This window comes from Antarctobacter sp. (genome assembly GCF_034670325.1).
Lineage (GTDB): Bacteria > Pseudomonadota > Alphaproteobacteria > Rhodobacterales > Rhodobacteraceae > Antarctobacter.
Genome location: NZ_JAXMNR010000004.1, coordinates 1 through 14083 on the forward strand (window position 1 = coordinate 1; position 14083 = coordinate 14083).

A 14083-nucleotide genomic window follows, 5' to 3' on the forward strand; every position below is an offset into this window, starting at 1 on the left:
TGAACTGAAATCCACCCCGGAATTGCTTCCGGTCCTGTTCCGCCGCGGGACCTTCGGGGCAGAGCGTGATTTGCTCGTGTCGCGCCAGCACGGGGTATTGGTCGGGCAAGACAATTTCGCCCGTTCGTTCCATCTTGCACTGTCCATGGATGGCGTGCGGAGTGCGCGCGGCAAACGCAAATTGACCTATATCCATCTGATGTTCGAGGAACATCAGGTCATCTTATCTGAGGGTGTTGCGACCGAAAGTTTCTATCCGGGACAGGTGGCGCTTCGGATGATGCCTGATCAAATCCCGCCAGAACAAACCATCGGGTCAGTGACCGCCGACGGGGCATATGACACAGGCAAATGCCACGACACAATTGCAGCCCGTCGCGCACTTGCGGTAATCCGGCCAAGCAGGAACGCCAAACCGTTGAAACCTACCAGCGCCGGGGCCGTCGCCCGCAACGAGGCCGACAATGCATCGCGATATCTGGGCCGCGCCATCTGGCGACGATGGAGCGGATACCACCGCCGAAGCCGCGTCGAGAGCAAGATGAGCTGTATCAGGCTCCTCGGCCAATCCCTGATGGCGAGAGACGTCGACCGGAAGGTCGCGGAAATCCAGCTTTGCGTCGCGGTGCACAACCGCACTACCGCGCTCGGCATACCCGTCGCGGTGCCGGTAGGATAGGCCGGGTTGGGGAAAGCGGAGACCCGGTCACAATCCGATTTGTGCAACAAAACCGGAGACTGGCGGCCAGCATCCATGTGCTGCGCGACCCGTGGGACGCGTGGAAAAAATCCAGACGCCTGACATCCAAAACCGCTTAGAGAAAATCGTCGGGCACCGCGACCAGCAGATGCTCGGCGGTCAGGCTTAGAACGTCGACGTCTCGCAGCACCATCCTGTCGCCGGAGGCCAGCCTGATCTCGGCGTCGTCCTCGCCGTAGGGCAGGATCATCAGCGTGCCGATCTCCGCAGGGTCCACAAGGATGCGGTCCTCGCCGACGACGTAATCGTAGACGACGTTCAGGCCTGATCCTTCGCGGAAGACAAACACATCCGCGCCGCCGCCGCCATACAGCCTGTCGGTGCCGCCCAGACCCTCTATCAACTCGTCCAGCGCGGTGCCGTGCAGGATGTCGCTGTCTTTGGTTCCGGTCAGAATCCCCACCGTCTGCGGCGCGTCGATCAGGGTCAGTTGAGTGGCCTCGAACAGGGACACATTGCGCAGGATCAGGCGGTCGCCGTCAGGTGTGCGCAGTTCCAGATCGGTGTCCTTGTAGGGGCGGAACGTCAGGTCAGAGGCGTCCACACCGACAAGCTGGATACTGTCCCGCGCGGTGTCGAAATCATAGACGACATTGGTGTCGTAGCCGCTGCCGAACATCACCACATCAGCGCCGTCGCCCGTGGTGATCCGGTCGGTGCCCGCGCCACTGTCGATGGTATCATTGCCGCCAAGGGCAAAGATCCGGTCGGCCCCTTGGTGGCCGGTCAAGGTGTTGGCGGCGTCGCTGCCCAATGTGTGAAAGACGATGCGATCCGCGTCGTCCAGCGCGATCCCTTGCAGCAGGATATGTTGGCCCTGTGCGGTGACGACCTCCAGCCCGTCGGCCTGCATGACATAGCTCACGTCGGCGGCGGAGGTGCCCGGCAGACCGAGTGCGTCCTGAGTAAGGTCAAAATCAACCACCGTGTCGAGGCTGCCGTCCGCGCCCAAGACAAAGGTGTCCTTGCCATCGCCGCCGATCAGCAGATCGCGGCCCCAGCCGCCGAAGAGGGTGTCATGGCCCGCGTTCCCGATCAGGGTATCGTCGCCCGACAGGCCGGTCAGGCTTTCGCTGCGCGCATCGCTTTGGATGTGCAGGCCGGTGGCCTGTTCCTCGACCGTCAGGCGCGAGGGGTTCACGGTCAGCGAGAATGGCAGCACCGGGACCGTGGCGTGTGGCCCGGACACATAGATGAAGTTCGCGCCCTGCATCGAGACGGTCTCGCTGGCCGCCCCGTAGGACACCGTGGGCTGAGTCAGCGCGGTCTCAGTCGTGATCCGCAGCAATCCCGCCGCGTTGAGTGTGGCCGAGGTGATCGGGATCTCGACGCCATTGTCGAACACGCTGAGGCTGTCGGGATCGATGGCCAGCAAAGCCACTTGGCCCGGCGTCAGGTCCAGTTGCACCAAAAGGGTGGTCGCATCGACAAGCGCGGCCTCAGCCGGGGCGGGCGATACCTCTCCGGTCGAGATGGCGATGGCCATGCGGCGGGCAGCGGTCTCATAGCCTGCGTCGGTCAGGTGAACGCTGTCGCGCAGATCCAGATCATAGATCGCCGTGGCAAGGGTGATGGCGTCGCTGCTGTCGGCCACCTGTTGCTGGGCGGCGCGAATGGCCTCTGTCCCGCCGTGCAGGCTTGGGGAGTAGAACGCCCGGTCTCCAAGCGACTGAATCCAGACCCGGGGCGCGCCGCTGGCCTCCATAATCTGATCCAGCACAAACGAAAGTCCGTCGGCATAAGCGGCCCCGCCATGCGCGCCGACATAGGTGGTGTCCGCCTCGCCCTGCGCCCAGATCACCCCCAGAAACACGGTCCCCGAAGCAACCTCGGCCCGAAGCCGGTCGGTGAACAGGGTCAGGTTTGGCCCCGCCGTGCCATTGGTTTCGTCGTACCAGTGGTTTTCGCTGATCCGGGTGTGCAGGTCGGGATCGTCGGGGGCGCGGCTGTCCGCGTATTGCGACGCGGACCCTGCCAGCATGGCGGACCCGCCGCGCGCCGCGTCAAAGAACTGCACGTCGGTGTATTGCGGATTGAGCGCCAGAAAGGTCTCGCGGAACGCATCGAGGGCGCTGCCGCCCCCGGCGCTGAACCATTGATCGATATTGGATTGGCCCGCGAGGACGAAATAGGCAATCATGGCATCCCAAATCCGAGAAATTTTCCCGAAATCTTAGACGATTCGTGCCGTGATGCCACCGAAACCTGCCCGTATTGGGCAGGTTCGGCCCCCGTTGCCTCAGGTCTTTTTCTTCATGGCGGCCTGCAGAGCCGCGCCCAAAGCGCCGGTATCATTGCTTTGTTTGGGGTTTTGCGGGCCTTTGGGCCTGCTGCGGTCGGCCTTGGGTGCTGCGCGGTTTGGACGGGCGTCGGGCTGCGGGCCGTCGCTGGTCTGTTTGCGCATGGACAGGCCGATGCGCTTGCGCGGCAGATCGACCTCCAGCACCCGGACCTTGACCACATCGCCGGCCTTGACCACCTCATGCGGGTCTTTGACAAACCGATCCGCCAACTGGCTGACGTGGACCAGACCGTCCTGATGCACGCCAATGTCGACGAAGGCCCCAAAGGCGGCGACATTGGTCACCGTGCCCTCCAGCAACATGCCGGGTTTGAGGTCTTTCATCTCTTCGACGCCATCGGCAAAGGACGCGGTCTTGAATTCCGGCCGGGGGTCGCGGCCGGGTTTTTCCAACTCGACAAGGATGTCCTGAACCGTGGGCAGACCAAAGCGGTCGTCCACAAAATCCTCTGCCCGCAGGCGTTTGAGCGCGGCACCGTCGCCCATGATCGCGCGCAGATCGCGCCCGCACGCCTTGACGATTCGACGCGCCACGCCGTAGGCCTCCGGGTGGACCGAGGAGGCATCCAGCGGCTCTGCCCCGTCGCGAATCCGCAGGAACCCGGCGGATTGTTCAAACGCCTTTGGCCCCAGTCCCGGCACCTTCAGCAGCATCTTGCGCGAGACAAAGGCCCCCTCTGAGTCGCGCTGCGCCACAATCGCCTCTGCCAGACGCGGTCCCAGCCCGGACACCCGCGCCAGCAGGGCCGCCGAAGAGGTGTTCAGGTCCACCCCGACGGCGTTCACGGCATCCTCGACCACCGCTTCGAGCGCTTGGCCAAGATGGCGTTGGTCGACGTCGTGCTGATACTGGCCGACACCGATGGACTTCGGCTCGATCTTGACCAGTTCGGCCAGCGGGTCCTGCAAGCGCCGCGCGATGGACACCGCGCCGCGCAACGAGACGTCCAGATCGGGAAACTCGCGCGCCGCCAGTTCCGAGGCCGAATAGACCGATGCGCCCGCCTCTGACACCACAACCTTGGTGGGGCGCGGCGCGCCGTCGGGCAGCAGGCGCAGAGTATCGGCGACCACACGTTCGGTTTCGCGGCTGGCGGTGCCATTGCCGATGGCGATCAGGTCCACGCCATGACGTTTGACCATCTCGATGATCTTGGCCTCTGTGCCGCGCACGTCCATGCGCGGCTGGTGAGGATAGAGCGTGGCGGTCTCCAGCACCTTGCCGGTGGCATCGACCACCGCCGCCTTGACGCCGGTCCGCAAACCGGGGTCCAGACCCAGGGTTGGCCGCGCCCCGGCCGGGGCGGCCAGCAGCAGCGCGCGCAGGTTGCGGGCAAAGACGCTGATGGCCTCTTCGTGGGCGCGTCTGCGCAATTCGCCCAGCAGATCGACATACATCGACAGGCTCAGCTTGACCTTCCACGCCCATGTTGCCGCCTTACGCAGCCAGAGATCGCCCGGCGCGTCACCCGGAATGCCGATTTCCAGCGCGATCATGCCGATGGCGCGGTCGACGCCCGCCTCTGGTTCCGGCGCGATTTCGACGGTCAGAATGTCCTCTTTCGCGGCGCGCAGGATGGCCAACGCCCGGTGCGCGGCGATGTTGGCCCATGCCTCGTCATGGTCGAAATAGTCGGAATACTTGGCCCCGTCCTGTTCCTTGCCCGGCACCACCTTGGAGGTGATGCGGGCCTCTGCCCGCATGAACCCGCGCAACCGGCCCAAGAGAACGGCATTCTCGGCCAGTTCCTCGACCAGAATATCCCGCGCGCCGTTGAGCGCGGCCTTGGTGTCGGCCACCGCGTCGGACAGATACGCGCCCGCCAACGCCTCGGGGTCTGCACGGCGATCGGACAGGATGGCGCGCAACAGCGGCTCCAGCCCGTTTTCGCGGGCGATCATCGCCTTGGTGCGGCGCTTGGGTTTGTAGGGCAGGTAGATGTCTTCCAGCGTGGCCTTGGTTTCGGCCTTGGCAATCGACAGCGCCAGCGCATCGGTCAGCTTGCCCTGATCGCGGATCGAGCCAAGGATCGTCTCTCGCCGGGCTTCCAGTTCACGCAGATAGTCCAGACGTTCTGCCAATGTCCGCAGTTGCGTGTCGTCCAGCCCGCCGGTCGCCTCTTTGCGGTAGCGCGCGACAAAGGGCACGGTCGCCCCGCCATCGAGCAGATCGACCGTGGCGGACACCTGTCCCGGTGCTGCGCCGATTTCCGTCGCGATTTGGCGGTAAATGCGGTCCTGGGCTGTGGTCAAGGCAAGGCTCCCTGCGTGATGTGGACCGCCTTGTTAGCCGTTGGATGGGGAACTGCCAACAGATTGCGTATGAGGGCGGCCAGCCTCTGCCGGAAAAACCATCCGGTATGGAAACCGGCCTGTGCGTTTCCGTTGCGTCGCGCCTGCGGCATTGACTTGGGTCAATCCCATCCCGCATCCCATCCACCAAGGTGCGTCCAGCAACAGCGCGGCGATGCGGGCGATGCGGGCCATTGAACACCAAGCGGTGCGACGGGTGGCAGAAACAGGAATGAGGTATTGAGCGATGAAGATTGAGAACCGGATTTTTGACGAACTGCACGTAGGAGAGACCGCCACCTTGCGCCGGTTGTGTACGCAGGACGATTTGCTGGTGTTTGCCAATGTCTCTGGCAACCATAACCCGATGCATGTCTTTGACGCCGATGGCGACGGTGACGGCGTGAATGAGGCGGTGGCTCCGGGGATGTTTGTCGGCTCGCTGATTTCTGCCGTGCTGGGCAACCTGCTGCCGGGGGCGGGGACGCTGTACCGTTCGCAGAGCCTTGTGTTTCACAACCGCGCTCATGCGGGGGATGAACTGGAAAGCCGCGTCACGGTGACGGACCGCAACGAAAAGGATTGCACCGTGACGCTGGCGACAGAGGTCACGCGCCCCGCCGATGGCGCGCTGATCCTGTCCGGCGTGGCCGAGGTCGAGGCACCGCGCCGCAAGCTGAGCTATAACAGCCACGACCTGCCCGGCCTGATCGTCCAGCGGCACCGTCATTTCGAAAAGCTGTTGGCGCGGGCCGCGCCGCTGCCGCCGTTGGTGACCGCCGTTATCGCGCCCGAAGAGCCGAACTCGTTGGGGGGCGCGCTGCTGGCGCGCGAGCATACGCTGATCGAGCCGATCCTTGTGGGAGACCCTGACAAGATCGCCCGCACCGCCGAGGATCTTGGCCGCAGTCTGGACGGGATCGAGATCATCGCAGAGCCGGATCACGCCCTTGCCGCGCAGAAATCGGTTGCGCTGGTGACGGCGGGGCGGGCGGGGGCTTTGATGAAGGGGCATCTGCACACGGATGTCCTGTTGCGGGCGGCGCTGGACAAACAGACCGGGCTGCGCGCCGGGCGGCGGTTTACCCATGTCTTTGTGATGGATGTGCCGGGGCTGGCCCATCCGCTGATTGTCACCGACGCGGCGATCAATATCGCGCCCGACCTCAAGACCAAGATGGATATCGTGCAGAACGCCATCGACATCGCCATCAGCATCGGGATCGAGGAACCCAAGGTGGGCGTGCTGTCGGCAGTAGAGACGGTGAACCCGGATATTCCGTCGTCCGTCGATGCGGCGCTGTTGTCCAAGATGGCAGAGCGCAAGCAGATCACCGGCGGGCTGGTGGACGGGCCTTTGGCGATGGACAATGCCGTCGATCTGGCCGCCGCCCGGACCAAGGGGCTGTCGTCGCCGGTGGCCGGTCGGGCCGAGGTGCTGGTGGTGCCCAACATCGACGCGGGCAACATGCTGGCCAAGCAACTGGCCTATATCAGCCACGCCGAAAGCGCAGGGCTGGTGCTGGGCGCGCGGGTGCCGATTATCCTGAACAGCCGCGCTGATGATGACATGTCGCGGCTGGCCTCTTGCGCGGTGGCGGCGCTGCACGATGCCCGCATCAAGGGAGGCAAGGGATGACCTTTGCGCTGGTACTGAACGCCGGATCGTCGTCGCTGAAGTTCGGGCTGTTCGAAGGGCGGCATCCGGGATTGATTGTTGGCGGTCAGGTCGAAAAGATCGGCGGGGCGGCGGTGCTGCACCTTAGGGATGCTGAGGGCACGTCGCTGGTCGACACCGCTTTGCCGGCGCATGCGGCGGGCGATCATGCGGGCGCACTGGCCGCCGTGCTGCATGAGATTACGGGGCGCTTTCCGGACGCGCAGATCAGTGCGGTGGGGCACCGGGTGGTGCATGGCGGCATGGACTACGCCGCGCCCACGGTCATCACGCCCAAGGTGCTGCACGATCTGGAACGGCTGGAGCCGTTCGCCCCGCTGCACCAGCCGCATAACCTTGCCGGGATCCGCGCTGCCTTGGCGGCATTCCCCGACGCGCGACAGGTGGCCTGTTTCGATACGGCTTTTCACCGCAACCATCCGTTTGTGAATGACACTTTCGCGCTGCCGCGCAGCTATTATGACAAGGGCGTGCGGCGCTATGGGTTCCACGGATTGAGCTATGACTACATCTCTGGTGCGCTGGCCGAGACTGCGCCGACCCTGCACGCGGGCCGGGTGGTGGTGGCGCATCTGGGCAATGGCGCGTCGATGTGCGGGTTGCTTGGCGGGCGCTCTATTGCCTCATCCATGGGGTTCTCGGCGCTGGACGGTCTGCCGATGGGCACCCGGTCCGGACAGCTTGATCCCGGCGTGGTGCTGTACCTGATGGATACAGAGGGGATGGATGCGGCGGCGATCTCTGACCTTTTGTATCGCAAATCCGGGTTGCTGGGCCTGTCCGGTGTCAGCAGCGATATGCGCACGCTCTTGGCCTCGGACGCACCGGGCGCGCGAGAGGCGGTAGAGTATTTCTGCTTTCGCATCCGTCGCGAACTGGGCGGGCTTGCGGCGGCGCTGGAAGGATTGGATGCGGTGGTCTTTACCGGCGGGATCGGTGAGAACGCCGCCCCGGTGCGGGCACAGGTCTGCCGGGGGTTGCGCTGGTTGGGGATCGACCTGGATGAGGACCGCAACCTGCGCAATGACGGCGTGATCAGCACGGATCTGTCGCGGGTGCGGGTGCTGGTCATGCCGACAAATGAGGAAATTGTCATCGCCCGCGCCGCGATGGCGCTGGGCTGAGACGGGTCATATCGCGACCAGATGATTGTCCCATTGCAGGGGGTGGGCGGTGGTCCAGCCCCGCGCCTCGCTGGTGATGTCGCCACTGCCGGAGGTCAGAAGGAAACCCTGCGCCGTGGCCGCCACGCCGCAGACATCCGCCATGTCAAAACTGCGTTTCAGCGCGCCGGTGTCAGTGTCAAAGACCTGCGCCAACCCACCGCGCGGCGAGGTGATGGCAACCTCGTTCCGGTCGGACAGCAGGGCCACGCTGCCCGCGTAGCCCATCATCCTTTTCGCCTCCGCCGCAGAGGATGTGGCCAGCAACGGCGTGCCGCCTTGGCGCGTCAGGCCCAGGAGCGGCGGATCGTCGGACAGATCACCCTGCCACTGCATCGCAAAGCCGACCAGGCCATCAGGCGCGACGGCAAGGTGCCGGATCGAGTTCTTGTGCAAGGCGCGGTCCAGTTCCTGTTGGTCGAGCAGCGCGCCATCGAGGCTGAGAAAACTCAGGTTAGGCTCCATCAAAGGGATGTTCAGTTTGCTCCGGCCTGCGTCGGGATGCGTCTCGATCCCGCCATTGGCGACGACCAGCGTCTGCCCGTCGGGCATCAGCTTGATGTCATGCGGGCCAACCCCGCCAGAGTAGAACTCTGTCAGGCGTTTGCCCGATGCCAGCGACCAGACCCCGATCACGCCGCGCGCGGCCTCATAGTCATTCTCGCTGGTGAACAGATGCGCGCCATCGGGGGAAAAGGCCCCGTGGCCGTAGAAATGCCGCCCCTCCGGGGCGTCCAGCCGGGCGATTTCCTGACCCGTGACGCAGTCCAGCACCACGGCAAAGCGCCCGGGGCGGCGGGCGAACCCCACTGCCAGAGGTTGCTCCGGATGGGCGGCGGCGGCATGGCCCCGGTCGGGCAGGGGCAGGGCAAAGGCGAGGTCGCCATTGGCCCGCAGCCCGCAGAGCAGATAGCGCCCGTCGGATGCCCGCGCCGCCGACAGGAACGCAGGTGCGCCCGCCTCGGCCCATGTGGGGCGCGGGCAGGCCCCTGCGGCCAGCAACCCGGCCAGAAAACCCCGGCGATTTGTCATCTCAATCCCCATCCAGCGAGTTGAACCCGGCGGCGATTCCCAGCCGGGGGCCAAGATCATTGCGAACAATCTCGCGGATTTCGGCGATGCGCTGTTGCAGGGTCTCGACCCGCAGCCGGCCTTGTGGTTCACTGACCCCGGCAAAAACCGGATCGCCCAATTGCTCTGCCCGTTGCAAGGCGCGCTCAAAGGCGGCGTCGAGCTTGGCATCTCCATCGGACAGCCGTGCGCCAAGGTCGCGCAGCGCCTGTAGCGACAAGACGACATGGTGCAAAGAGCGTTCAGAGCGGCGGGCCTCGGCCCGGTTAGGGCGGGGTTTGTCGAAACTGCCCAAGGGGCGGCCCAGACGCGTGTCGGCGGTGAACTCCAGCCCGGTGGACAGCGCGGTGAACAGTTGCTTGGCGGCCTCGTCCGGGGTGCGGTAGGTGTCGTTCCCGGCCAGTCGCATCAGGTTGGCATAGCCGCCCTCCCACCCGGCAAGGATGTCTGAGGAAATGTCTGCGATATCCGCTGCTATGACCTGCACCAGCGTGCAGCGATAGCCCGCGTCCCCCGCCGAGGCGAATTGCGGATCGTAGAGCATGAATTCCATCGCGTAAAAGCCGCGCGCGGCGATGGACACGGTCTGAAACCCCTCAAGGCTGTCGATCACCGGGTCTGCGCCGCTGATCAGGCGGCCAAGCGCCTTGGGTGTCGCGCCCCGGCTGTCCGGCCAGAAGGCCAGCGCAAAGGCCCGATCACCCTGTTCAGAGGGGCCAAAGCGCAGGTGGCTGACCGCCACCCATGCATCAAAGGCAGCACCGTAAGCAGCTCGTAATTGGGCGCTGTCAGAGGCGCAGTTGGCGGCGGCGGCACCTGCCAGTTCCGCGCTTTCAGCGGCCAGTGTCCGGTAACGGGGCAGCACATGGCCGTCGACGTTGGCCGCTACATCGGGGGTTTCAGCCCCTGCAGGCAAGGCGACAAACATCAGGGCAAAAAGGGAACGACGCATCAAAGGCTCTCCAGAAAGGCGATAAGGGCGGCGCGGTCCGGCACGGGCAATGCCGCCACGCTGTCGCGGTGCGGCTGCGCCTCACCGCCGTGCCAGAGGATCGCCTCCAGCAACGACCGCGCGCGGCCATCGTGCAGGAACTGGCTATGCCCCGACACCTGCGACGTCAATCCAATCCCCCAAAGCGGCGGCGTGCGCCATTCGCTGCCGGTGGCGCGGGCCTCGGGGCGGTGGTCGGCCAGACCGTCGCCCATGTCGTGCAGCAGCATGTCGGTATAGGGCCAGATCAGTTGAAAGCTGTGCTCGGCGCGGTCTTGCAGCCGGTGGGTGACAAAAGCGGGCTGGTGACAGTCGGTGCAGCCAGTGGTGTAAAAGATCTCCTTGCCGCGCAGGACTTGCGGGTCTTCCACGTTGCGTCGGGCGGGCACGCCAAGGTTGCGGCTGTAAAAGGTCACGAGGTCCAGCCCCTCGGCGTCGACCTCGAACACCCGGTCATCGCCGTCGCCATGCGGCGCGGCGCGGCATTCGGCCTCTGCCTCGGTGCATTCGCCCCATGCATTCGGGAACAGCGGCGTGGAAATGCCGATGTCGCCGGAAAAGGCGGCGGCGCTCTGGTGGCGGATGGTGGGCGCGCCTGCTTTCAGGCCAAAGCGGCCCAGCATCGGCATGTCGTATTCGGCAGACCAGACCACATTGGCACGACCGGAAATGCCGTCTCCGTTCGCATCATCCGGATCGGCATAGGCGAGAATGTCCGCCGCAGGCACCGCCTCCAGCAGGCCTAGGCCGATCATCTGGGGGGCGACGCGCGGGCTGAGCATGGCTTCGGGGTGCAGGGGGCCATAGCCCAGGTCGGCGGCGGTATAGGTCGGCTTGCGCAGCGATGCGACCGCGCCGCCCGCAAGCGGCACCTCGATCTCTTCATAGTCGACCTGTAGCCGGTATTCGGCGGCATGGCCGGGCAGGCTGAAATCCTGCATCTGGCCGCCATAGGTGGCGTCAGGAGCGGTGGCGATGTAATCCTCGATCTGGGGGATCATGTCGGCAGGGCCGCCGGGCACCGAGATGCGCAGGAACATCGTTACGGCATTGTCGTCATGCCCCTCGGGCGCATGGCCGCGCCCGTCCTTGATGTGGCAGCGCTGGCAGGAGCGCGCGTTGTACAGCGGCCCCAACCCGTCAGAGGCCAGCGTCGACGAGGGCGACGACACCCAGAGCTTGCGGAATAACCCGTTGCCGACCTTGAAGTTCAGCTCGCCCTCGAAATCGAGACTGGCGGAAGGCAGGGAAAAGGCGTTGGTGTCCGGGGTCACGCGCACGGTGGCGGCCCCGGCGGGCTTGTCCTCGAACCGTTGCGGCGTATCGAAAGAGGCGGGCGGGGCAAGCACGCGGGCGATGCGCGCGGATTCCTCTGCCGTGCGGGGGATGACGTTCAGGTGGGGTTCGTCCAATGGGCCCGCCAAAGTGGCAGAGCCGAAGACCGCCGCGACAAGCGCGGCGGTCGGTCGAACCAGATGGGTGAAAGCTTTGTGGCGGCGGCTGCAAAGGTTCAACGCTATGACTCCGGAGTTACTGGAAGACGGCCTCGGGGTCGTCGAGGCTGTCGGACCCTTCAAAGGCGATGGAGTCGACGCCCAGCGTCACAACCACACGTTCGATGCTACGGGTCTGGTCGATCAGACCGTTGACGCCGCCCATGACCAGCGCCTCACCGGCCTCTGATCCACGATCCAGCATCATGTCATAGCTGAACCCGGCCTCTGCGGCGCTTTTTATCCGGCCCAGCGCCATCATGGTGCCTGCCAGCTTGGTCTTCATCTCGGCGTCCAGTGCGGCGTCTTTTTCCGCCACGAGATCGGACAGGGACGGACCCGTGACCAGCGCGCCGTCGATGCGCACGTATTCCCCCAGATAGACATTCTGCACGCCCAGACCGTCGTAGTAATGGCTGTTGTGCGTGTTGTCGGAGAAACAGTCGTGCTCTTCCTCGGGGTCGTTCAGCATCAGGCCAAGGCGCATCCGTTCGCCCGCCTGTTCGCCGTAGGACAGCGAGCCCATGCCGGTCAGCATCGCGGTGATGCCTGCGGCCTCATCGGCCATTACTTCGGCCCGCGCGGCACCGCCCTCGGCCCATTGCGCGGCCATCCATTCCAGATCCGACACTAGCAGTTCGGTCGCGGCCCTGAGGTAGTCGCCCCGGCGGTCGCAGTTGTCGTTGGTGCAGGCGTCGCCCTGGGCATAGTCGGTCCAGGGACGGTTGCCCGCGCCCGCCGCGTGGCCGTTCAGGTCCTGACCCCAGAGAAGGAACTCGATGGCGTGATAGCCGGTGGCCACGTTCGCCTCGATCCCGTCAGCCTCGTGCAGGGTGTCGGACAGCAGGGCAGGGGTGATGTCGGTGGCGTCCACGGTGGCCCCCGACAGGGGCAGTTCTGGCGAGGCGACAACATTCAGCGCCGCAAAGGCGTTTTCATCGGTCGGGCCGCCATAGGACAGGTCGACATAATCGATCAGGCCTTCGTCCAGTGGCCATGCGTTCACCTTGCCCTCCCAGTCGTCGACGATGGCATTGCCGAACCGGAAGACCTCGCTTTGCTGGTAAGGCACGCGCGCGGCAAGCCATGCGGCCTTGGCCGCTTGCAGCGCCTCTGCCGACGGCGTGGCGATCAGCGCATCAACGGCGGCCTGCAGGCGCTGGGCAGCGATCAGGCTGTCGGCATAGGTGGCCTCTGCGATGTCGGCATAGGTGGTCAGAACCTCGGCCTTGGCGATCTCGGCGGTTGCGGCAGAGCCGAAACCTGCGGCAAGGGTCAGCGCACTGACGGCGGTCAGGGTATTCAGGCGTTTCACTGTCTGGTGTCCTCTTTGGCGTTCGCTAGTGAAGGGTTTGGTTTCTTGTCGTTGTCGGACGTGTCGTTGTGGGCGTGATGGTCATGCGCCGCAGGGCAAGGCCGAAATCCTCGGCCAGTCCGGCAAGCACGGTGGCCATGTCCGGGCGCACCAGCGTCATGGCCATTTGCAGCGCGTCCTCGCGTTGGCCCTCGCTGGCGTAGCCGATGAAGGTGGCAAAGCAGGACTCGTCCGCGCCAAGGCATTTGCAGGTCACGTGATGGCGCATCAGTGGGCGGCGACCGTGCCGCGCGCAGAGATCGCAAAGCGTTTCAAACGACCCAAGGGCGTGACGCCCCTGCGCCGGTCCCAGATGGCTGGCGAAGTCGTTCCAGACCTGGTTTCGGGCCTCGGCGCTTTCGCACCACAGCCGCAGGTACAGCACGGCCCCCGCCTCGACCGGGGCCAGTTCCGACAGGTAGCCCACCGGCGCGCCGCCTCTGTTTGCGGTGTCGCTCATTTGGTGAGGATCAGCTTGCCCGCGCGGGTGATGCGCAGGGTATACAACTGGTCGGCCAGCCGGATGCGGGCAAGGTCGCCGCCTTCGGTCAATTCACGCGCATCATAGACGGGCAGGGTCTCGAAGACAGTGCCTTTGGTGGAGGGGGTGGAAATCATGCCCATGGCTGGCCCCTCCGGGTGTCCTCGGCCCAGGCGAACAGGCGTAGTGCGGCGAAAAGGGTGGGCAGGCCAATGTCAAAGAGCGGCAGGTCCACGGGACCTGTCGCGCGTCCGGGTGTCTGATCGTTTTCTGCGTGATCGCTGGCAAACAGCATTATGGGTCTCCGCGTGCCGGATTGCAGGGTTGGCTAGGCCCGGATTCGCGGGGCTGGCTGGCGTGATGTAAAGCTGACTATTTTGGTATGCTTTGTCAATCCGACAATTTTAGTCGGTTAACGAGGCGCGCCGTAACACCCCAAACCCTTTGGGAAATGATGGCTTTCAGGGCAGGGCAGGGCAGGTCTGGGCGGGCAGGGCA

The 14083-nt window shown here is 65.0% G+C and carries 12 protein-coding genes; 3 read left to right on the forward strand and 9 right to left on the reverse strand.

Going from position 1 to position 14083, the window contains the following annotated elements:
• Window positions 1-679, forward strand: a 679-nt coding sequence (locus VOI21_RS10580) for a Hint domain-containing protein (protein ID WP_323769834.1), incomplete at its 5' end; no start/stop codon positions are given.
• A gap of 136 nt (window positions 680-815) precedes the next feature.
• Here the strand turns inward: VOI21_RS10580 and VOI21_RS10585 are convergent.
• Both VOI21_RS10585 and VOI21_RS10590 read right to left on the reverse strand, forming a co-directional pair.
• A complete protein-coding gene (locus tag VOI21_RS10585) occupies window positions 816-2900 on the reverse strand; it encodes a calcium-binding protein (RefSeq protein ID WP_323769835.1) in 2085 nt (694 codons plus the stop codon).
• Window positions 2901-2999: 99 nt separating this feature from the next.
• A complete protein-coding gene (locus VOI21_RS10590; protein ID WP_323769836.1) occupies window positions 3000-5315 on the reverse strand; it encodes a Tex family protein in 2316 nt (771 codons plus the stop codon).
• A gap of 286 nt (window positions 5316-5601) precedes the next feature.
• Between VOI21_RS10590 and VOI21_RS10595 the strand changes: the two genes are divergently transcribed.
• Both VOI21_RS10595 and VOI21_RS10600 read left to right on the forward strand, forming a co-directional pair.
• Window positions 5602-6993 carry a bifunctional enoyl-CoA hydratase/phosphate acetyltransferase gene (locus VOI21_RS10595; RefSeq protein ID WP_323769837.1) on the forward strand — a complete coding sequence of 464 codons (1392 nt, stop codon included), beginning with the start codon at window positions 5602-5604 and terminating at the stop codon, window positions 6991-6993.
• Entirely contained in the window at window positions 6990-8156 is a 1167-nt protein-coding gene (locus VOI21_RS10600; RefSeq protein WP_323769839.1) for an acetate/propionate family kinase, read from the forward strand. The genes VOI21_RS10595 and VOI21_RS10600 overlap by 4 nt, the downstream gene beginning before the upstream one ends.
• Before the next feature lie 6 nt (window positions 8157-8162).
• Here VOI21_RS10600 and VOI21_RS10605 read toward each other — a convergent pair whose 3' ends face one another.
• The 7 genes from VOI21_RS10605 to VOI21_RS10635 form a co-directional block, all read right to left on the reverse strand.
• Window positions 8163-9227, reverse strand: a complete 1065-nt coding sequence (locus VOI21_RS10605) for a DUF1513 domain-containing protein (RefSeq protein ID WP_323769840.1) — start codon at window positions 9225-9227, stop codon at window positions 8163-8165.
• A gap of 1 nt (window position 9228) precedes the next feature.
• Window positions 9229-10218, reverse strand: coding sequence for an imelysin family protein (locus VOI21_RS10610; RefSeq protein ID WP_323769841.1), 990 nt, complete (start codon window positions 10216-10218; stop codon window positions 9229-9231).
• Window positions 10218-11681, reverse strand: a complete 1464-nt coding sequence (locus VOI21_RS10615; RefSeq protein ID WP_323770357.1) for a di-heme oxidoredictase family protein — start codon at window positions 11679-11681, stop codon at window positions 10218-10220. The genes VOI21_RS10610 and VOI21_RS10615 overlap by 1 nt, the downstream gene beginning before the upstream one ends.
• A 106-nt stretch (window positions 11682-11787) precedes the next feature.
• On the reverse strand, window positions 11788-13065 hold the full coding sequence (locus tag VOI21_RS10620) for an imelysin family protein (RefSeq protein WP_323769842.1): 1278 nt from the start codon (window positions 13063-13065) through the stop codon (window positions 11788-11790).
• A gap of 25 nt (window positions 13066-13090) precedes the next feature.
• On the reverse strand, window positions 13091-13564 hold the full coding sequence (locus tag VOI21_RS10625) for a hypothetical protein (RefSeq protein WP_323769844.1): 474 nt from the start codon (window positions 13562-13564) through the stop codon (window positions 13091-13093).
• Window positions 13561-13728, reverse strand: coding sequence for a hemin uptake protein HemP (hemP, locus tag VOI21_RS10630; RefSeq protein WP_323769845.1), 168 nt, complete (start codon window positions 13726-13728; stop codon window positions 13561-13563). Before hemP ends, VOI21_RS10625 begins: the two co-directional genes overlap by 4 nt.
• Window positions 13719-13880 carry a hypothetical protein gene (locus tag VOI21_RS10635; protein WP_323769846.1) on the reverse strand — a complete coding sequence of 54 codons (162 nt, stop codon included), beginning with the start codon at window positions 13878-13880 and terminating at the stop codon, window positions 13719-13721. The genes hemP and VOI21_RS10635 overlap by 10 nt, the downstream gene beginning before the upstream one ends.
• Between the last annotated feature and the right edge of the window lie 203 nt (window positions 13881-14083).

What these genes read in the sequence shown, in the direction of transcription:
- VOI21_RS10585 (WP_323769835.1), bottom strand. Translation starts at nt 2,900, where the DNA reads ATGATTGCCTATTTCGTCCTCGCGGGCCAATCCAATATCGATCAATGG.
- VOI21_RS10595 (WP_323769837.1), top strand. Translation starts at nt 5,602, where the DNA reads ATGAAGATTGAGAACCGGATTTTTGACGAACTGCACGTAGGAGAGACC.
- VOI21_RS10600 (WP_323769839.1), top strand. Translation starts at nt 6,990, where the DNA reads ATGACCTTTGCGCTGGTACTGAACGCCGGATCGTCGTCGCTGAAGTTC.
- VOI21_RS10605 (WP_323769840.1), bottom strand. Translation starts at nt 9,227, where the DNA reads ATGACAAATCGCCGGGGTTTTCTGGCCGGGTTGCTGGCCGCAGGGGCC.
- VOI21_RS10610 (WP_323769841.1), bottom strand. Translation starts at nt 10,218, where the DNA reads ATGCGTCGTTCCCTTTTTGCCCTGATGTTTGTCGCCTTGCCTGCAGGG.
- VOI21_RS10625 (WP_323769844.1), bottom strand. Translation starts at nt 13,564, where the DNA reads ATGAGCGACACCGCAAACAGAGGCGGCGCGCCGGTGGGCTACCTGTCG.
- hemP (WP_323769845.1), bottom strand. Translation starts at nt 13,728, where the DNA reads ATGGGCATGATTTCCACCCCCTCCACCAAAGGCACTGTCTTCGAGACC.
- VOI21_RS10635 (WP_323769846.1), bottom strand. Translation starts at nt 13,880, where the DNA reads ATGCTGTTTGCCAGCGATCACGCAGAAAACGATCAGACACCCGGACGC.